The organism is Haloarcula sp. NS06 (assembly GCF_051122755.1).
Taxonomy (GTDB): Archaea; Halobacteriota; Halobacteria; order Halobacteriales; family Haloarculaceae; genus Haloarcula.
Genome location: NZ_CP184842.1, coordinates 235,431 through 253,486 on the forward strand (window position 1 = coordinate 235,431; position 18,056 = coordinate 253,486).

The 18,056-nt window shown below is 53.8% G+C and carries 16 protein-coding genes and 2 pseudogenes; 8 read left to right on the top strand and 10 right to left on the bottom strand.

Annotation, left to right across the window (positions count from 1 at the left end; genetic code table 11):
* Positions 1–38: 38 nt before the first annotated feature.
* A pseudogene (locus ACODNH_RS02155) lies at positions 39–510 on the bottom strand (transposase); the annotation flags it as partial.
* Positions 511–1,429: 919 nt separating this feature from the next.
* Entirely contained in the window at positions 1,430–2,041 is a 612-nt protein-coding gene (locus ACODNH_RS02160) for a hypothetical protein (protein ID WP_434530080.1), read from the bottom strand.
* Positions 2,042–2,692: 651 nt separating this feature from the next.
* Between ACODNH_RS02160 and ACODNH_RS02165 the strand changes: the two genes are divergently transcribed.
* The 4 genes and pseudogenes from ACODNH_RS02165 to ACODNH_RS02180 all read left to right on the top strand — a co-directional run bounded on the left by ACODNH_RS02165 (position 2,693) and on the right by ACODNH_RS02180 (position 6,184).
* Positions 2,693–3,178 (top strand): hypothetical protein, encoded by a 486-nt coding sequence (locus ACODNH_RS02165; RefSeq protein ID WP_434530081.1) that lies wholly within the window; start codon positions 2,693–2,695, stop codon positions 3,176–3,178.
* Between the two features lie 170 nt (positions 3,179–3,348).
* Positions 3,349–4,735: pseudogene (tnpC, locus tag ACODNH_RS02170) on the top strand (IS66 family transposase).
* Positions 4,736–4,969: 234 nt separating this feature from the next.
* Entirely contained in the window at positions 4,970–5,683 is a 714-nt protein-coding gene (locus ACODNH_RS02175) for a hypothetical protein (protein ID WP_434530082.1), read from the top strand.
* Between the two features lie 36 nt (positions 5,684–5,719).
* Positions 5,720–6,184 (top strand): hypothetical protein, encoded by a 465-nt coding sequence (locus tag ACODNH_RS02180; RefSeq protein WP_434530083.1) that lies wholly within the window; start codon positions 5,720–5,722, stop codon positions 6,182–6,184.
* Between the two features lie 470 nt (positions 6,185–6,654).
* Here ACODNH_RS02180 and ACODNH_RS02185 read toward each other — a convergent pair whose 3' ends face one another.
* The gene (locus ACODNH_RS02185) at positions 6,655–8,331 is read right to left on the bottom strand and encodes a transposase (RefSeq protein ID WP_434530084.1); all 1,677 of its coding nucleotides are present in this window, start codon (positions 8,329–8,331) and stop codon (positions 6,655–6,657) included.
* Between the two features lie 119 nt (positions 8,332–8,450).
* Here ACODNH_RS02185 and ACODNH_RS02190 point away from each other — a divergent pair, with 119 nt between their 5' ends.
* Positions 8,451–8,639: a hypothetical protein gene (locus ACODNH_RS02190; protein WP_050036596.1), complete on the top strand. Its 189-nt coding sequence runs from the start codon at positions 8,451–8,453 to the stop codon at positions 8,637–8,639.
* A gap of 229 nt (positions 8,640–8,868) precedes the next feature.
* Positions 8,869–9,753: an IS1595 family transposase gene (locus ACODNH_RS02195; RefSeq protein WP_434530085.1), complete on the top strand. Its 885-nt coding sequence runs from the start codon at positions 8,869–8,871 to the stop codon at positions 9,751–9,753.
* Between the two features lie 364 nt (positions 9,754–10,117).
* Here the strand turns inward: ACODNH_RS02195 and ACODNH_RS02200 are convergent, their stop codons facing one another.
* The 7 genes from ACODNH_RS02200 to ACODNH_RS02230 all read right to left on the bottom strand — a co-directional run bounded on the left by ACODNH_RS02200 (position 10,118) and on the right by ACODNH_RS02230 (position 16,397).
* Positions 10,118–10,432: a hypothetical protein gene (locus ACODNH_RS02200; protein WP_434530086.1), complete on the bottom strand. Its 315-nt coding sequence runs from the start codon at positions 10,430–10,432 to the stop codon at positions 10,118–10,120.
* 453 nt (positions 10,433–10,885) lie between these two features.
* The gene (locus tag ACODNH_RS02205; RefSeq protein WP_310897095.1) at positions 10,886–11,239 is read right to left on the bottom strand and encodes a type II toxin-antitoxin system PemK/MazF family toxin; all 354 of its coding nucleotides are present in this window, start codon (positions 11,237–11,239) and stop codon (positions 10,886–10,888) included.
* On the bottom strand, positions 11,236–11,607 hold the full coding sequence (locus ACODNH_RS02210; RefSeq protein ID WP_434530087.1) for a MarR family transcriptional regulator: 372 nt from the start codon (positions 11,605–11,607) through the stop codon (positions 11,236–11,238). The genes ACODNH_RS02205 and ACODNH_RS02210 overlap by 4 nt, the downstream gene beginning before the upstream one ends.
* 208 nt (positions 11,608–11,815) lie before the next feature.
* A complete protein-coding gene (locus ACODNH_RS02215; protein ID WP_434530088.1) occupies positions 11,816–12,496 on the bottom strand; it encodes an IS6 family transposase in 681 nt (226 codons plus the stop codon).
* A gap of 188 nt (positions 12,497–12,684) precedes the next feature.
* A complete protein-coding gene (locus ACODNH_RS02220; RefSeq protein WP_434530089.1) occupies positions 12,685–13,446 on the bottom strand; it encodes an MBL fold metallo-hydrolase in 762 nt (253 codons plus the stop codon).
* 78 nt (positions 13,447–13,524) lie between these two features.
* On the bottom strand, positions 13,525–14,292 hold the full coding sequence (locus tag ACODNH_RS02225) for a helix-turn-helix domain-containing protein (RefSeq protein ID WP_434530090.1): 768 nt from the start codon (positions 14,290–14,292) through the stop codon (positions 13,525–13,527).
* Between the two features lie 89 nt (positions 14,293–14,381).
* A complete protein-coding gene (locus ACODNH_RS02230; RefSeq protein ID WP_434530229.1) occupies positions 14,382–16,397 on the bottom strand; it encodes a copper-translocating P-type ATPase in 2,016 nt (671 codons plus the stop codon).
* Between the two features lie 458 nt (positions 16,398–16,855).
* Here ACODNH_RS02230 and ACODNH_RS02235 point away from each other — a divergent pair, with 458 nt between their 5' ends.
* Complete coding sequence (locus tag ACODNH_RS02235) at positions 16,856–17,455, top strand: winged helix-turn-helix transcriptional regulator (RefSeq protein ID WP_434530091.1); 600 nt, start codon at positions 16,856–16,858, stop codon at positions 17,453–17,455.
* Between the two features lie 97 nt (positions 17,456–17,552).
* On the top strand, positions 17,553–18,005 hold the full coding sequence (locus ACODNH_RS02240; RefSeq protein WP_434530092.1) for a cupin domain-containing protein: 453 nt from the start codon (positions 17,553–17,555) through the stop codon (positions 18,003–18,005).
* Positions 18,006–18,056: the final 51 nt, after the last annotated feature.

An 18,056-nucleotide genomic window follows, 5' to 3' on the forward strand; every position in this document is an offset into this window, starting at 1 on the left:
ACTTAGACGCCGCGCTAACACGGGTAGAGCCCCCCACACTATCCGATTCCCGTTTCCTTCTTCAGCAGCGTGAGCGTATTGTCGGCCGTCACAATGGGTGAGTGTTCGTACTCACCCGTCAACTCGACTTGGACGAGCAAATCGACCGCTCGCCAAATCGAGTACAAAAGACACGCGAAATGCGAAGTAGAAGAACCGGAGGCCAAAGTCCTTCGAGGTCGTGGCGGCCATGAATCGCTTGATCGATTTATAGCCGCTTTCAATCTCCCAGCGATACCCATACTCGGTAAGATAGGCGCTGCTGGTGTTTGTCATGAATACCGAGTATTGCCGGTGGTCGTCGTGCTCAGAGTCTTCTTGCCGACGGTAGATCAGCGTCGTCTCGTGCCACTCGTTCTTCCCAAGATGGAGCTTGCGGTCGGTCTCGTATCGGTCTTGACCCCGCTGTAGCAATTGCTTGGCTTGGGCTTTCTCGCTGGTTTGCATCCGCTTCGGGACGACGTACGACAGCTAACTAACGGTGAATGTTCAGTACCCTACGTTTGCATAGCGCTTGTTCCGCATGACTGTTCTACAAGTTTGACTCTTTCTTGGGCACTGTCACTGGCAGTCTGCGTCGGTGTTTCAAGGGCATAAACCGAAACTGTCTGGAGCTCATCCTCATGATTACGGTTCCAACGTTCACAGAGATACCTTGCAAAACTCGGTCGGAGATCCTCATCATGACGCATATTACTCATATACTTGCGCTCTCGTGCTGACGAATAAGTTGCTGCAATGTTATTAGGGTGCTCCCATTGAATCTCTGAGCGGTGGAATGCATCAACCTGATTGGTAGATTCTGTTTTACTAGGAAGCTACGTACCAACGATCTTCTGTTGGAGGATAGGGAGCAAACATTGTCCACCGTGAGTCTGAGTACGCTCCCGAAAGGGTTTCATCGGCTTGTGCTGGAACTGGAGCGAAACCTAATGCTATCGCATTGAAAAGAATGACACCAACGAGTAGCACGGCTGGTATTATCTGTATCAACCGAACTGGCGACCATTCAACACCAAAGAAGGAGTTTTCAGATGATCCGAGCAGGAGTTTTCCAGACAAAAAAGTCTGAAATGGGATCACCGCCAACTTGAGCCGGTTCAACAGTGGGTTGCGATCAAATGTGTTCCATACGTCGCTGGGTAGGAAGGGAATCAAGGCGATTATAGACACTTAGTGGAAGATTCCCAAATGCATCGTTAGCAGCATCCCGAAATGCATGGCCCCGAAAGCTCCAACAAGAATAATCCGCAATCGTCCAGTCAAAAGAATGAGCAACGGTGAGGCCACAAGAAGTCCGATCCATAGCCAATTAGCTATCTCGAGAATAACCGGCAGTTCCTGAAGGTGCGGGCCAAGCAATACGATGAATTGGTCGAGTGCAAAAATGCTAAGTAACAGCATCACCCGCCATCCAGCGCTCTCCTCGAAGTTTCAATACTGCATTGACTCCATACACCAGTAGAACCTGAATTAGCAGCGCTGCGCTTGCTGCCGTAACGATTTGTTCTCGTGGTGCTCCTCGACGATGTGCATCGATTGACCATCGCTCACCAAGCGGAAGGAACACTGACCAAAACAGTAGATGCTGCAACAGTGCATCCCCACCAGACAGCACGTATGGGTTCCGGGCGTGAAGAGACAGTAGTAGAATGAGAGAAATACCGGTTGCTATCCGGGTCTTATAGCCGATTGTCACTGCAAGTGCGAATGTGAGCGCGATCAAAAACAAAAAAATCTGAAACCACATCTCGCCAGAAAGAGTGTGAAGAGAAACACGTGCAACCATAGGGGATTGTTCTGCTAGCAGAGAGACTGGAAGAACACCATCTTCTGTGTAGAACATCCGGAGGTTGCGTGTTCGTAAAAGGAGATCTACAATGAGAACCAACCCGAGGCTGATCCGGAATGCGGCAAGGGTTCTTGCATCAATACCTAGACGCTGCCTCAGGATAGATTGCATGCTTGAGCTATCGATATTTGTGAATTGTGCATCACTCATTTGGAGTGTTATAGTGTTGCAAGTTAATGCACCAATAGATATCTTGTGGTTCTGTCAGGTACTATATCTATAGATATTTAGGACGATCACATCAAGGAAGCGTTACCCGTAGAAATCGGGTGGCTGGACAAAATATATAATTGATTGCCAATCCCTATAGAATACTTTTCGGGATGCTCCTGCTTGTGTATCGGGATACCATTAACTCAGGCTATACAAAGAACGTGAATCGGTCAGTACAGACGAGATAGATTCTCTAGGATGCTTTTCAGTTATTCACACTCTATCGGTTCAAACACTTGTTCGTACGTAAGAAATTCGTGAGCCGTATGCAGTGAGACGGCCAGTCTCAACTACTGTTCGTATTTGGGAGTTGAAACTACGGTGGGTTTAGCGGGGACTCTAATGCGTGATTTCGGCAGGTTCAGTGAACACGAATCGGCACAAACCGGTCTCCAAACACCCAATCTTGATGCTCTGACTGTTCGACATACCCGGCATCTGAGGGTATCGACTCTGTTACCTTTGGTGGTTTCATCGATAACTTGTACCGCAGGGGACCCTCAGATCCAAATAGTCAGTGTGATATCAAATTTATCTTATTTGACTAGTTTTATATGTTTTCACCCATACACATTTACATGTCGCCCCATGGAAGATAATCAGGATAATGTTGCCCTCCAGTCGGCAACACAGGTTACGAGACGGACTGCTATCAAATCCTCAGTCGGAATGCTCGGTTTGAGCGCCATTGGACTCGGTTCCGCGGCTGAAGATCAGGATTCCTCCCAGTCCAGAACAACTGTCGGAGAAGCTGTATTCGGTGAGGTCGGTTTCACTCTCAAAAAACCGGAGATCGACAAAGCGGGTCATCAAGATCCACTACCAAGATACGGTTACGATCAAGAATCACAGGAATTGGTGTTCAGGTCCCTTACCGACGAAACTCGTGAACTGATCCAGTCAAACTCAGCAGTCGTTAGAGCGAACTCTTACGAGACGCTCCCCCACACCGTCAATTCTGGCCGCTCCAGAAAAACTGTCCCCCTGAAGACGAACGAACAACTCACTACAACTGCAATGGGCTTCTTGAATTGTACGTGTTTAGCCCCGATGAACTTCGCCACTATCTCGTAACAGGCGACCAATCGGGGGCATATGTACCCTCAGCAAGGGCTAATTGGATTTCTCCAGGGATGGTCTCCGCTCGGAGACCATCCCGGTGACCCTGCTGAGGTAACGCTGAGGTGGTCATAGTGGATTGGGATGACCTCAGTAAAGACGAACTTCTCTCACGGTTTCTCCAGATGGAAGAGCGAATTGACGAGCTGGAGGAGAAGCTTGAGCAAAAGGACGAACGGATCGAAGAGCAGCAAGAGCGAATCGAAGAACTCGAAACACGGCTTCGCAAATACGAGAATCCACATACACCGCCTAGTAAGCGACGGTCGGGGACTGACGAGTCCCCGACCTCGCAAGATGACGAAGGCGACGATGTCAGAACTGATGGCGGCACTCCTGGACGGAAGGACGGTCACGACCCAGAGTGGCGCTCTACAGCTGATCCAGACGAAGAAGTTGAGGTCACCTGTGACTGTTGTCCAGAGTGTGGCCAACACTTCGACGAGTCGGTGGGCGTCAGCCCCCGACTCGTCGAGGAGATACCGGACCCGCAGCCACCAGAAGTCACGCAGTACAACCGCCACTGCTACCAGTGCGACTCCTGTGGGACTGAGACAGTCGCTACACACCCCGACTGCCCCGATGAGGGGCAGTTCGGGGTGAACGTTATCGCCCAATCAGCACTGTCGAGGTACGACTACCGCCTCCCCTATCGGAAGATTGCAGACCGTTTCGAGCAGCTGCATGAACTGGAGTTGTCAGGCGCGGCCGCGTGGCACGCGACCGAGCGCGCTGCGCGCGCCGGTCGCTGTGAATACGAGCAGATCCGCCGTCAGATCCAGCAGGCTGACGTTGTCCACATCGACGAAACAGGCGTCAAACGGGATGGTGAGCAAGCATGGATCTGGACGTTCACCACCGAGAACCATACGCTCTACGCGGTTAGAGAAAGTCGTGGAAGCGACGTTCCCGCGGAAGTCCTCGGCGAGGACTTCGCGGGAACAGTTATCTGTGATGGGTGGACGGCCTATCCAGCTTTCAGCGACAATCTCCAACGGTGTTGGGCACATATTCTGCGAGAGGCTGAAGATGCCGCTGAAAAGCAGCCAGAAGGCAAACCGATTTACGACTCTCTCAAGCAGTTGTACGTCGCTCTCCAGACGCGACTGGAGAGCGACTTGACTCTTCGTGAGCGAGCAGAACTCCAGCGTGTTGCACGAAGAGAGCTTGAGTCGCTGATTGAGCGGTCGGTTCCCGACGGACCAGTGGCAACACTTATCAGAAAAATCGAAGGGGGCCTCGACCACTGGCTCACCTTCGTCGGTGAGCCAGCGGTCTCTCCGACGAACAATGCCGCCGAAAACGCGCTCCGTGAACCGGTGGTTCTCCGGAAACTTATCGGAACACTCCGCAATGACCGCGGGATGTTCGTTCATGAGACGGTGCTGTCCCTGCTGGCGACGTGGCGCCAGCAGGGACGCAATCCCTATGACGAACTCAAGCGAGTTCTCCCGAAACAACGAGATGATCTCACGAGATCAGGCTGTGCCGGCCGTTGAGTCATCGGGGTAAACACGTACCTTGAATTCAGAAGTCCAATTCCCTGCTGTCCGGGTAAGGGATTTGTCTGAGAATCGCATCGAACTCGGACATAAAGATAGAGCGTGTGGTTGCTGCTCCAACGGAGACTGTCGGGCTTGACATCGAGACAAAGGGTCGCGGCCAGAATCCAGACAACATCGAACTGCGGTACGTTGCACGGAACTATGGACAAGTAAGTGTGGCAGAAATTAAGGAGGAAGATCAATGACTGTCGATTTCAAGATTTGGAAAGTAGAGGAGGGTGTCAGCGACGGATTTGTCGATGGGGCCATCGACGCAATCGGGGACCTGGACACCCAGATCGACACCAATCTCGCAGCAGAGGCTATGAATCCGAGTATTCCGTTCCAGTCTGTTGGAACTGATTACGGCGACTTCATCGAGACAGACCTCGTTCCCCACGTAGTTGACAACTATGGCTGTCCGTCCGATGAAGAGTGTCACATTGTAATTACTCAATCATTGGCTCTTGGTGCGGGCGGGACTCTAGGGACGGTCAAGGGCTCAGGTAATCCATTCACAACACATCCAGACTGTAACAGCTCCGAGGCTGCCGCTGCTGGGGTCAATACGCATTCCAAAACCGCCGGGGTTAGTGCCTACCCATCTGGGGATGATACGTTCGAGGTCACTGTCATGCACAATGCCATTCATGCGCTCTTGGGGGACAATATTGATACACCGTCAGACGGCTGTTCCCAAGGCCATTCTAAGGATCACTCTCTTGGCAGAATTACTCCAGAGCAGAACGTATCACCGGCTCAAATCTGGTACACGGCTGGTCTCGAAACAGGAAACATAGCACCATGTGACAACTGCGTGCACAATGCGGGTGTAGGTGCCGACGGTGCCACAAAAGATATAAGCTCGTGTACAACAAATCAAATCGCCAACTCAGCTGATAATTTAGGATACTAAGAGACACTCCATAATTGTCTCAGGAGTTCTATTAGAATGGGTACACCAGCAGGGTTTCGATTCAGTGGCCGCGCTCTCATTATATTTGCAGTCGTATCGTTAATCATATCGGGTCTACTCATTGGTGGAGTGGATAGGTCGAGCGATGTCCGCGTTGTAGCAGCCAATGAATCGCAGGTATCTCCCGATGACGAGGTAGTCATGTACAATAACCTCTCAGAAGGGGGCCAGGACGTGTTCCACCAAGGACTCCGTACTAATGGATATACCAGAGTGCATCAATTACCACCAGATTTCAACTATCCAGATGACGAGATGGACTATACCTATGTCGAGAAAAACGGGACGATATACAGTGTAGGCACTGGGTTCAGTAATTACATGGCAGTTCTTCTCGCGGATGCAGTCGGCATCGTGGTCGGACTCGCGGGGATCATCCTATTGCTGGGCGGGGTGTACCGCCGCAGGAACAGGGATGCCGATGCGACAGAGGATAAATAATCGGTGGTGTCTTTTTGAGGTCTATTTTCAATCTGCCCGTAGATCGCATTCAAAACCGCCAATCGGACTCCAGTTGGTGAGCAGTTACCCATCATATTCTGGCCACTCAGCGTTGATTGTTGTACGGTTCGTCGAAGACAATGCGGGAATTCGATTCTACCAGCCAAGCGAACTCTTCAATATAATCAACAAGCCGATCGACCAACTCTGAAGTACTGAGCAGACAGGAGCTTGAGTCGTATGCATTGAGACGACCGGTCTCAACTTCTGTACATGTATTGAAGTTGAGACTACAGCGGATTTAGCGGGGCTGTAATGCGTGGATTTGGACGGGTAAGTGATTCGAGGACATCTTCAGATTAGCTCTCAACCACTCGATCATGTTGTACTGGTGATAATAATGCCAGATTCCGAAGATTTTCGATAGTGTAGCCACTCGGACTCCGCATTCACCCGGATTGAGTCCCTCTCTACCCGATTCCAGTTTCTTTCTTCAACAGCGTCAGCGTATTGTCAGCGGTGACAATTGGTGCGTGCTCGTACCCACCAGTCAATTCGACCTGCACGAGCAAATCGACGGCTCGCCAGATCGAGTATAGTAAACACGCAAACGCGAAGTAGAAGAACCGCAACCCGAAATCCTTGGATGTTGTAGCAGCCATGAAGCGTTTGATCGACTTGTAGCCGCTTTCGATCTCCCAGCGATACCCGTACTCGGTGAGATAGGCGCTGCTGGTGTTCGTCATGAACACCGAGTACTGCCGGTGATCATCGTGTTCTGAATCCTCCTTCCGCCGGTAGATCAGTGTCGTTTCGTGCCACTCATTCTTCCCGAGATGGAGTTTCCTACCAGTCTCGTATCGGTCCTGACCCCGCTGGAGCAGTCGCTTTGCTTGGGCTCTCTCGCTGGTCTGCATTCGCTTGGGCACGACATACGAAAGCCCTCGTTGGCTGAGAATATCCAGAATATGCTGACTGTCGAACTCACGACCCATCAACACGGTATCGACGTGAACGGCGTTTTGAGCTGAATCCAGCAGATCCTTCACTATCGCTTTCCGTGATTCACCTCTTCGCACAGGACGGGCATCGAGGACAATCGGAACCGCATTGCCGACCAGTTGAACAGTGGCCCACTGATAAGCGTACTTATCGGTCTGCTCTTTCGTCCCGATAATTTCGTCTTCGTGCCCGGTTCTGTCACCTGTAAACGGGTCCGCCTCAGTGATATCGATAGCGACGATCCCTGCTCGGAAGAACTCCTCCGTCTCCGCTGCTTCCTCCAACAATCGATTCACAGCCTTCCGGTACATCTCTCGAATTTGCCCGATAGAGAGGTCACGAATCTGATCGCGATGGACATGACCCAATGGTGTTTGATCTCGAGTTGATTCACACACGAAACTACGAGCACCTTCATTGGCAGCCAACCGCTCTCGAAGTCCGAGATGCGTTTGTAAGTCCCAATATGCGTTCTCGTGGATTTCACAACCATCACCACGATCTAACGAGAAGGCTGGGAAGACAATACGGCTGACGTGGTCTGTAATCGATACTGCTTCGCCGAGGACGGCTTGAGTACTTGGGTCTGATTCGTTCGCTTCGTCATTTTGTGAAGGAAAGCTACGTTCTGGCTCGCGCGGAACAGCAACACCCGCGTTCTGGGCTTTGATCAGAATTGTCCGCGCAGCTGCCTCAACTGTCTCACGAAGCTCTGTAGTGAATCGTTCGTGCCAGCTTCGCCACAGTGTTGACTGGTCTGGGATCGTCTCTAATTCTAGTTGCTCACGGAGCTCAGGATAGTGGGTGAGGTACGTGAGAAGTGCCGTTTCGTGGGTCCAGCCGTGAAGTTCTTTGAGCAGAAACAGTCGGAACAGTTGAGCCATCTCGTACTGGGTGGCTCCAGAATACTGGTCATGTGGCCCAAACTCGACATACGCTACTGGGTAGTGAGACACGAACTCGTCGACGGAGTGGTGGTCCTCATGGTCGAACCATGTGGAGGCAACGGTCCAGATATCTTCTTCGAGACCGGGGAGAGAACTCTGGTCGTAAAGTGGCGTTGAACGATATGCTGGCCACTCAGCGTATGATTGCTGGGCGATTCGCCGAAAGACAGTGTGTCGTGAATCACAACTCGCAACCACTACGAGATGCTGGCCACGGCAGGCTCAAGAATCCGTTTACTGCTCAGTACAGGGAAGGTACGTAAACTCACTTTTTGGAAGTCCACAAGACAGATATTGCCTTGACCGGAAGTTCAGTTATGCCCCGTGACACCCTCGTTTCGTGGAAAACATTTGCTCTATTCCTCCTCTTTCCGCCTCTTGCCATCATCGCTATTGTATTGTTCCCTCTGACGCTACTCGTCCTATTCTGGCTCTATAACAGGGGAAAGACCCAAGCAGTACGTGAGAGAACCACCTCCGAGCCGGGGTCATCTGTTGATAACTAAGCACCTCACTGAGCAGTTGTTCACTCGCAAGACAGGGGGGAGAAAGCTGTGTATCAAATCCGTCTCCTGGAACCCCGAGTAGTTGTAACGGTACAATCAGCCCCACTACTATTTTGATTTAGGTCCGAAAATACCAATCGCTCTTGGGTAGGAGATTGTTGGTCAGGTTCCAGCTGTAGCTAGAAGTCGTAGTGGGCAAGGGTGGCGCGTTCGCGCCACCCGACGAAGCATGATTCCACTCAAGACGTTCGTCTCGGAGCGTCGGGCCGCGAATCTGCTGGCACAGATTCGCTGGCGCGACGGCGTCTATTGCCCGCGCTGCCGTGCCGAATCACAGATTCGGTACGGCAGCTATCGGGTGTTTCAGCGGTACCTGTGTAAGAATTGCGACCGCACGTTCAACGATCAGACAGGCACGGTGTTTGAACACTCGGCAGTCGCTCTTCGGAAGTGGTTTTTCGCCGTCTACACCTACATCCGTTTCAACACCAGCCTTAGGCAGTTAGACGTAGAAATAGACGTTTCCTACAAGTCGGTCTATCGGCGCGTCCAGCGCTTCCTGCGAGCGCTGGACGCGCCTCAACTACAACTCGAAGGCCCGGTTGAAATTGATGAACTGTACGTCAAAGCCGGGCTCAAAGGCCGCGAGCGCGATGGCCCATCGCGCTCGCGTGGGCTGTCCACGCGTGGACGTGGTACGTACGCCGAGGACAAGCCGCCGGTGTTCATTCTCGCTGACCGCGGAAGCGGCGACCGCTACGTGCTGCCAGCGAAAGCCGCAGACGAGTCGACGATTCGACTCCTGCTGGCCGACCGCAAAGAGGAGTCGCTGACTGTCTATACTGACGGCTTTCGAGCGTACGAACCGCTTGACGAGGACGACGCATTCGACCGCGAATACGTCGTCCACAGTGACGGCGAATACGCCGATGGAGCGGTTCACGTCAATACCTGCGAGAGCCACGGATCGCTGGCGCGATCCTGGCTCTCGCCCCACCGAGGCATCTCCAAGGACAAGTTGACACCGTATCTCAGAGCCTTCCAACTTCGTCGTCGTGTCTATCGAAAACCAGGCAAAGAAGCTCTCAAAACCATCCTCAAAACAGCGCTCTAACTCACCAACAATCTACGTCACAAGAGCGATACCAATAGTGGCTGGCATATTTGTAGAGAATCATACGCTGGCCATTCAGCGTATGACTGCTGTGCGATCCGTCGAAAGACATTGCATTGAGAGTCACAACTCGTAACCACTACGAGAGATCGGCCACGACACGCCCAAAAATTCGTCTAACTGGTGATAGAGAAAACATATACAGCACCCAATGGGGCTAAGCAGTATGAGTGACAGTAGCCGCTGCAGTGATTATAACTCGTAGGCTGTAAAAGCTCTAATGTTGATCAGAATTGGTCGTGAACGAAACCTGCGGCCAAATTGAAACCAGACCGTCAAAAAGACGCTCTACCGATAATCAGCTCTATGTAGCGTCAGATTCCCTGCTTATCAGTCGATACACTCCGCTCAGTAACAGGATGACCCCCGCGACCCCAGCCACGATACTAAGTGGCTCCACGAGGGCACACACCCTGCATGGATTTGATCCAGTGCCTATAGTGTATATAGCCCTGTTTTTTTCGACGTAGGTATAGTCCATTGTATCATCTGGATAGTCGAAATCTGGCGGTGACTGATTCACTGTGGCAATCCCATCAGCACGGAGTGCTTGGTCGAACACGTCTTGGCCCGCTGCTGAAAGGTTATTGTAACTGACTACCTCGTCATCCGGAGACACTTGCGATTCATTCGTCTCTGTGGTGTAAGCCCTAGTCGTCGGCTCCGAGGGAGCACCAATGAGTAAACCAGAGATGATAAGCAATGCTACTGCACATATAATTAGCGCCCAACCGCTGAATCGGTTTTTTGATTTCGTTCCCATTTTATAGAATCACTGAAATAGACAAGGAGTCTTTTTTAGTATCTTAATTCCGTTTCTGCGATTCATCTATCTATTTGTCATTTAGTGGTGGTAAATATCTTGTTCTTTACAATATTCGCAGATCGGTGGGAATATTTTTGGGTACTATAGGACAACAATAAGTTGGAATAAAACCACTCCAAGGTGACACGATATAACTCAATTTTCGGCTCTCCCTGTACGCATCTGCTTTCTGGTTGTTACATGCGCATATGCAATGAGTTGCTCTACAGAAAGTCCCTCTGAAGCAAAGATTGCTGGAAGAACTGGCTACCGTAGTTCCTCGGCAAGAGCTGCAACCGCTTCGTCAACGAGATTGGTTTCTAGACGGCCCTGCCAGAAATCAATGTCCTCGTGGTCGATTGATTGCACTCCCCACGGAACGATTCGACTTTCGGCTGGTGTTCCACCGCGAAGCCAGCTTTCCTCGGGAATGTCGATGAGCCCGTCCATCCAGGATTTCGTTGTGAGCGTCACTGCGATATACTGCTCGCCATGAAACGGACGCCCCTCGTGGTTTGAGAGAATCAGCCACGGTCGGGCGTCTTCATCGCCTTTGAACGGGTCATCGCCGTAGACGACATCTCCCCGGTGGAAAATCGGCGAAGCTTCCTCCTCGGTCACTGTTCGTTCTCCTCGCTCGGATGTGGCTCGCTGGGAGAGTGTTCGCGCCACGATTCCTTCTCCTCTTCACCGAGCTGCTCGTTGAACAGGGCAGTCGCTCGCTCGTAGCCACTATACCCGTCGAGTCGATCAGTGTCGTCGGTTACTGCCCAGTACGTCGCCTTGTGTTCAACGAGACTGCGGTCCTTCAACCGTGAAAGGGCGGTGCTGACTGCGCCCTCGTCGATACCGATTTGCGAGGCGATTTCACTCGCCTTGAACGCACGGTCCCCGTGGGCAGCGAGAAACCCGAGGACTTGGTCTGGAACAGAGAGTTCCTCGAGTTCGTCCTCGCTCGTGTTCTCGAATGTTTCTCGATCAATAGACATCGTTGATTGAATCTATGACACTCACCGTAAAGAGTGTTAGGACTGAAATCTATGAAAATATTGAAAATGATGATACTGTGTGAGTCACCAGTAGTGATGACGTTCAACCACGAAGCGATTCGAAGACGTATGCATTGAGAGCACCAGTCTCAACTACTGCGGATAGATTGGAAGTCAGAGGTTGGCAGTTTGTCTGTGGTGGCACTGTCTAGTTCTGGACGACCTCAGCTGGCGTCTTTCCGTCGAGTGATTGGTTTGGCCGTTCGTGGTTGTAGTGGTGTCTGAAGCGTCGTAACCACTGTTTCGCGCTGGATTGACTGCCCCTCCAGAAGGAGTGAAAGCGGTCGATTCGCATGGTCACAGTCTGGAACCACTTTTCGATGTGGTTCCGGATTCGGTAGTCGAGCCGACCGCTCAAATCGTGACGTGAGAGGGCAGTCAGATAGCCGCCAGCATCAACGAGAAACACTGTATCGGTAACATCGTGCTTCTGAGTGAGTCGATGCAGAAAAGCCGCCGCGGGGTCAGTCCCGCGGCGGCTGAACACGTCAACTTCGAGAAGCAGTTTTGATTCGGTGTCGACAGCGGCGTACAACCACTTCTTTTCGCCGTCAACCTCGATTTGTTTCTCGTCCACTGCGACCCGCGACGGCTCCGCCGTCGGCGGGTCGCTCTGGGCCTCAGACAATGTATGAACCCAGTTCCAGACCGCCCCGTGAGAGCGATCGACACCCAGCAGGTCTAAGATAGCGACCGTCTCCCTGATCGACAGCCCCGCAGTATGGAGACGCACCCCGAATCGCCGGACGGGTGTCGGGGTTCGCTCATTCTCCCAAACGTCTTGACTGTCCGTTTCCAACGTTTCGCTGAGCAGGTCTGCGAGTGTCATGAACACCTCTCGCTACGGCCTGCTCACTTCTCAATCCCTCAACTAGACAGTGCCTCTGTGGTCAAATCAACAGCTCGCTTATGTATTTGGTGAGAGAAAGAGAAGGCTTGATTCTGCAATCTCTGCAGAGAACAACGACCTGAGAACCGTTTAGATTGAGTGCCGTTTGAGGGCGATTTGAACTTCGGTTACAGGGAGACCTGCTCCCCATCCTCGGGCACAACCACGTCCCCGGTCTCTGCTCGTAATTCCTCCCGCGAGAGCAGACAGTGATTGATCGCTTCCATATGAACGACCGCAACCGTCGCGTCAGTGGCCTCACGGACAGCGTTGATGTCCTCGATGCCCATCGTGATGGGTTCACCCTGATCGAACTGTGCTTCGCCGCCGTTGAGGACGACCATATCAGGGTCGAATCGGTCCAGCGTCTCTTCCACCGGTTCGTACCAGATCGTATCGCCGGCAATGTACAGAGTCTCGTCACCTTCGAAGACGAACCCGGAAACCGGGCCCATTCCCTCGGCTAATTCGCCGTGTCCGTGCTGGCCCGGCGTTCGGTGAATCGTAATACCTTCGAAGGTGGCCTCGTCATCAACAGGTCGCACGTCGGTGAACCCTTCGTCAGTGAATGCCTCTGCCTCTTCGGGTTGACAAAAGAGCGGGACGTCTGCCTCAAGTTCCTCTTTCGCTGCCTCGTCCCAGTGGTCGGGATGACGATGAGTGACGACGACGGCATCGTAGTCGAGATCGACATCCGGCAGCGGAACGAGCGGATTCCGTTTCTGGTTCTCGGTTGTGAGGAACTCGGGAACTGCCGGGTTATCTGTTACCGTCGGCATCTCTCCTTGCGGTGTGAACATCGGATCGACGAGGAATGTCGTCTCATCGATGGTGGCAAGGACGGTAGCGTTTCGTACGAGTTGGACACTGATGTCGGAGTCGCTTGTCATACACGAGGACTTGGAGAGACGGAGGGTTACGAATTACTTCGAAATATTCCAAGTAGTCATCCCGAGTGCGTTGTACACCTACTGAATGAACTCGATGTCCGCGGGGTCAAGCGCCGCGTCAATATCGACGGTCATTGAATCAGCTGCGAACTGTTCTGCGAGCCACGCTTCAGCGCGGTTCAATCGATACTGGAACGTCGAACTTGGGATGCTGACTTCGTCTGCGATCTCGGTGACCGTAGCCTGTCGCGGTTCCTCGTAGTAGCCGTGGTTTAGTGCGGCTTCGAGCGCTGACTGCTGTTCGGGTGTGAGGTCGGTCTGTACCCGACTATCTTCAAGAAGACACGGTGGCTCTCCGAGTCGTTCAACGATGAGAGACAACTCCTCGCGGAGATTATCCCGGATTTCGTCGTGCATCGCTCCAATAGAATCCTCGATGAGTAAATGCCAGCGGGATTGGTCGCCTCGGCGTTCGGACCGCATAATCAATCCCTCACCGACGTGCTTTGCAGCGACGAGGGGAATCGACCGCGGGCCGTCGCCTTCCCTGAGGAGTGAGTAGATCTTCCGCGATTCAGGGTTCGACGAAAGGGTCTCGTACTGCCACTCAGTGACAGGCACGCCGCACATCCCGGTCCTGTTCGAATCACTGTCAATCCGCTCCAGACGGTCATCGTACTCGTTGAGGACGGAAGCTGGACCGACGACTTTGTCGATTCCCCACACCGCCTCGGTCGTCGCGTGCACCTCCATCGACCGGGCGTGCAGGTCCGGATTGTCGATGAAGAGATCCATCAACTCATCGGTACCCCTCTCATACTCAACGGTGAAAATGACCTCTCGCATGATACTGTAGATTCGTGTTCGCCGCGTATAACCGCTGGGAACCGCCCCCATCGATGGCAACGCGGGGTGGAGAGGACACTCGCGGAAAATCAATCAGCCGGTCGGGAGTCGGCCGGCGACGACACCTCGGGGAGGCTCGGGATTTCGAGGTCAGCTCGTCGAAGGAACTGCGCATTAATGGCAACGATGACCGTGCTCAGAGACATTAGTAGCGCCCCGACGGCCGGAGACAGCAGAATTCCCCACGGGGCGAGCACGCCAGCCGCCAGCGGGATGGCGAAGACGTTGTAGCCAGCCGCCCAGACGAGGTTCTCTCGCATCTTTTTGTAGCTCGCTCGGCTTAGCTTGACGAGTCGGACCACGTCCATCGGATTGTTCTGGACCAGAATGATGTCTGCCGACTGGACCGCAACGTCCGTCCCGCTCCCGATAGCGATGCCGATGTCCGCTCGGGTGAGTGCCGGTGCGTCGTTGACTCCGTCGCCGACCATCCCGACGAGTTTGCCTTGGTGCTGTAGTTCAGTCACCTTCTTGTCCTTGTCTTCGGGGAGGACCTCCGCGAACACGGTATCGATGCCGAGGTCCTCGGCGACCGCGTGGGCCACGTCCGCAGAGTCACCCGTGAGCATCGCCACTTCGACATTGAGGTCGTGGAGTGCTTCGACGACCCTATAGCTCTCCTCGCGGACGACGTCGGCCATTGCGAACGCCGCGACGAGGGTCCCGTCGCGGACGAGGTAGACGACGGTCTGGGCGTTCGCGCCAGCCTCGTCCGCGAACGTTTGGAGGTCTGACGGGACATCGCTATCGAGCTGTTCGAGGAGGTTCGGTCCGCCGACGTGGATGGTTTCGCCCTCAACCGTCGCCCGCACACCACGTCCTTTGAGCGCCTCGAAGTCCGTTGCGTGCGGTGCGGTGACCCCCCTCTCGCCAGCTGCCTTCCGGACAGCTTTGGCGATCATGTGTTCGGAATCACCCTCGACCCCGGCGGCCAGCGCGAGCGCTTCATCCTCGCTGAGGGCGTCAGTAGTCTCGATACCGACGACACCATGTTCACCCTTCGTGAGCGTCCCCGTTTTATCGAACACGATTGTATCGAGATCTCGCGCCTGCTCCATAGCGATCCGGTCGCGGATGAGCATCCCGTTCCGTGCGGCCATCGAGGTGTTAATGGCGACGACGAGCGGAATTGCCAGTCCGAGCGCGTGCGGACATGCGATAACGAGAACGGTGACGACCCGTTCAATGACTGTGGCGTCGAATTGGACCGCGAGCGTCCATGCGACAGCGGTCACGACGGCTGCACCCAGAGCGACGTAGAACAGCCACCCTGCTGCCCGGTCAGCGAGCATCTGTGTCTTCGACTTACTCTGCTGGGCGTCCTCGACGAGCCGCATAATGCCTGCCAACGTCGTCTCATCGCCAGTCGCGTCAATCCGGACGCGGAGACTGCCGTCGCCGTTCACAGTCCCACCGATGACCTCGTCGCCCGGTTCTTTCGAGACGGGCTTGGATTCGCCGGTGATCATCGCCTCATTCACATCGGAGTCGCCCTCTGCGACCACACCGTCCGCTGGGACGCTCGCACCAGGACGGACGAGCACGAGATCACCTTCTTCAAGTTGGTTCACAGGGACCTCCTCGGTGTCATCAGAGTCCGTAATTCGCTCGGCCGTATCGGGCATCAGCTTCGCCAGTTCATCGAGTGCGCTGGAGGCTCGCCGGACCGACCGCATCTCGATCCAATGGCCCAACAGCATGATGTCGATAAGCGTCACGAGTTCCCAGAAGAACGCTGACTGAGTCGGGAACACGACGCTCACAAGACTGTAGACGAAGGCAACGGTGATCGCCATGGAAATGAGTGTCATCATCCCGGGTGAACGGTCTCGCAACTCGGGGACGGCCATCTGCAGGAAGGGAATCCCACCGTAGGCAAACACGATCACCGCGAAGACAGGATTAATCCACTCGCTGCCGGGGAACGCTGGAACCGAGAACCCGAGCCACTCTTGGAGGGTCTCGCTGTAGAGGAGGACTGGTATCGAAAGGAGCGTTGAGACGAAGAACCGCCGCCGAAACATCTGCTCGTGGCCTTCGTGCATCCCACCGTGGTCGCCGTGACCGTTATCCTCACCGTGGTCTCCATGCTCGACGTGTGCTCCCGCATGCCCACCCTCAGAAGTGATTTCATGGCCGGCGTGAGCAGTACCCGACACCTGTGCCTCGTCTTCCACCAGCTCCTGCTCCACGTGGGGTTGCTCGTGATCTATGTTCTGGCGAGTTGAACGGCCATCAGATCGGTCCCGTTCCGGCCCTGAAGGAGTCTCATTCCCGCCTCTGTTCTCGTCTTGATTATGTTCGTCGTGATTTGTCATTTGGTGTCCCCGTATGGTGGTGCAGTTTCATTTGAAACCTGGCCAGCGGTCCCAGCTCCCTTAACCTAACCACATATACGGGGTCCATATTTATGCTATCTTTGCCTAGCAGAAATAGGTAAACAGGCTCTTGGAGTTTCCGAATTAAGGAAAACAGGTATTTAGATGCGCGATCTAATTAGCGCATGCGCACCTTAGACGAGACAGACTTCAAAATCCTTCGGCTCCTCACCGAAGATGCACGTCGGCCCTACCGTGAAATCGCTGACGCCGTCGATCTCAGTTCACCGTCGGTGTCTGACCGTGTTAGTCGTCTCCAAGACATGGGGATAATCCGCCGGTTCACACTCGATCTCGACCGCTCAAAACTCCGTGGCGGTGTTCCCGTTCTCGTGGAACTCGCAGTCCAACCCGATATGGTCGAAGACATCCGGGATACCCTCGCACTGGCAGATGGCGTTGAGCACGTGTTCACGGCCTCTGATCCGCGCGTATTCTTCCAGTCGCGCCTCCCGAACGCAGATGTTCGGACGTTCCTGACGGAGACGTTCGATACTGCGGAGTGGGAGGCGATTACTGATTACGAGGTTGTCGTTCTCACGAGTGCTGACTGGACGCCCCAGGTCAGTGGAACCGACCTTGCAGTCACCTGTGCCCAGTGCGGCAACGATGTAACCGAGGACGGTGAGACCCTCGAACTTGACGGCAGTCTGCACTATCTCTGTTGCCCCTCCTGTCTTGAACAGTTCAAATCACGGTATGACCAGTTCAGTGCGAACGCCTGATTGAGTCACTTCCCGCCCTCTTTGAGGGCGCTCCTTACAACCTCGTCCAGGGTTACGAGACGAAAGCGATAACCGACCGGTCAAGAGTAGCAGAGGTATGCAGAAGGTTACGCTCGATGACTTGGAGAACAATCCGATGAACGCCGACGTGACGAAACACGCGACGGAACCGCTGAACCTCAGCAATCTGGCACTGAACTACTTTGAACTCGAACCGGATGACGAGCTTTCCGGCGGGTTGCACACACATACGAACCAGGAAGAGGTGTTTTACGTCGTCGAAGGCACAGCAACGTTCTATACGAAAGACGACGAAATCACCGTTGAGGGCGGCGAAATAATCAGATTCGCGGCGGGCGAGTACCAGTCGGGGAAAAATAAAAGCGGGCAGCGGGTTCGCGCGATTGCACTCGGCGCTCCACAGGAGGCTGGTGAGACTCGCGTTGCCGTTCCGTGTCAAGAATGTGGCGCGGACTATCACGTCGCCGAGGTTGGTGACGACGGTGTCTCGCTTTCGTGTCCGGACTGCGGAAACGACCCCGAACAGTAGGATACGTCGCAGAGGCGAGAGCAAGCGCCCTGACTCCTTTACCTATGATCA

Coding starts and splice junctions, on each gene's coding strand:
- ACODNH_RS02160 (WP_434530080.1), bottom strand. CDS start 2,041: ATGAGTGATGCACAATTCACAAATATCGATAGCTCAAGCATGCAATCT.
- ACODNH_RS02165 (WP_434530081.1), top strand. CDS start 2,693: ATGGAAGATAATCAGGATAATGTTGCCCTCCAGTCGGCAACACAGGTT.
- ACODNH_RS02175 (WP_434530082.1), top strand. CDS start 4,970: ATGACTGTCGATTTCAAGATTTGGAAAGTAGAGGAGGGTGTCAGCGAC.
- ACODNH_RS02180 (WP_434530083.1), top strand. CDS start 5,720: ATGGGTACACCAGCAGGGTTTCGATTCAGTGGCCGCGCTCTCATTATA.
- ACODNH_RS02190 (WP_050036596.1), top strand. CDS start 8,451: ATGCCCCGTGACACCCTCGTTTCGTGGAAAACATTTGCTCTATTCCTC.
- ACODNH_RS02195 (WP_434530085.1), top strand. CDS start 8,869: ATGATTCCACTCAAGACGTTCGTCTCGGAGCGTCGGGCCGCGAATCTG.
- ACODNH_RS02210 (WP_434530087.1), bottom strand. CDS start 11,607: ATGTCTATTGATCGAGAAACATTCGAGAACACGAGCGAGGACGAACTC.
- ACODNH_RS02215 (WP_434530088.1), bottom strand. CDS start 12,496: ATGACACTCGCAGACCTGCTCAGCGAAACGTTGGAAACGGACAGTCAA.
- ACODNH_RS02220 (WP_434530089.1), bottom strand. CDS start 13,446: ATGACAAGCGACTCCGACATCAGTGTCCAACTCGTACGAAACGCTACC.
- ACODNH_RS02225 (WP_434530090.1), bottom strand. CDS start 14,292: ATGCGAGAGGTCATTTTCACCGTTGAGTATGAGAGGGGTACCGATGAG.
- ACODNH_RS02230 (WP_434530229.1), bottom strand. CDS start 16,397: ATGCACGAAGGCCACGAGCAGATGTTTCGGCGGCGGTTCTTCGTCTCA.
- ACODNH_RS02235 (WP_434530091.1), top strand. CDS start 16,856: ATGCGCACCTTAGACGAGACAGACTTCAAAATCCTTCGGCTCCTCACC.
- ACODNH_RS02240 (WP_434530092.1), top strand. CDS start 17,553: ATGCAGAAGGTTACGCTCGATGACTTGGAGAACAATCCGATGAACGCC.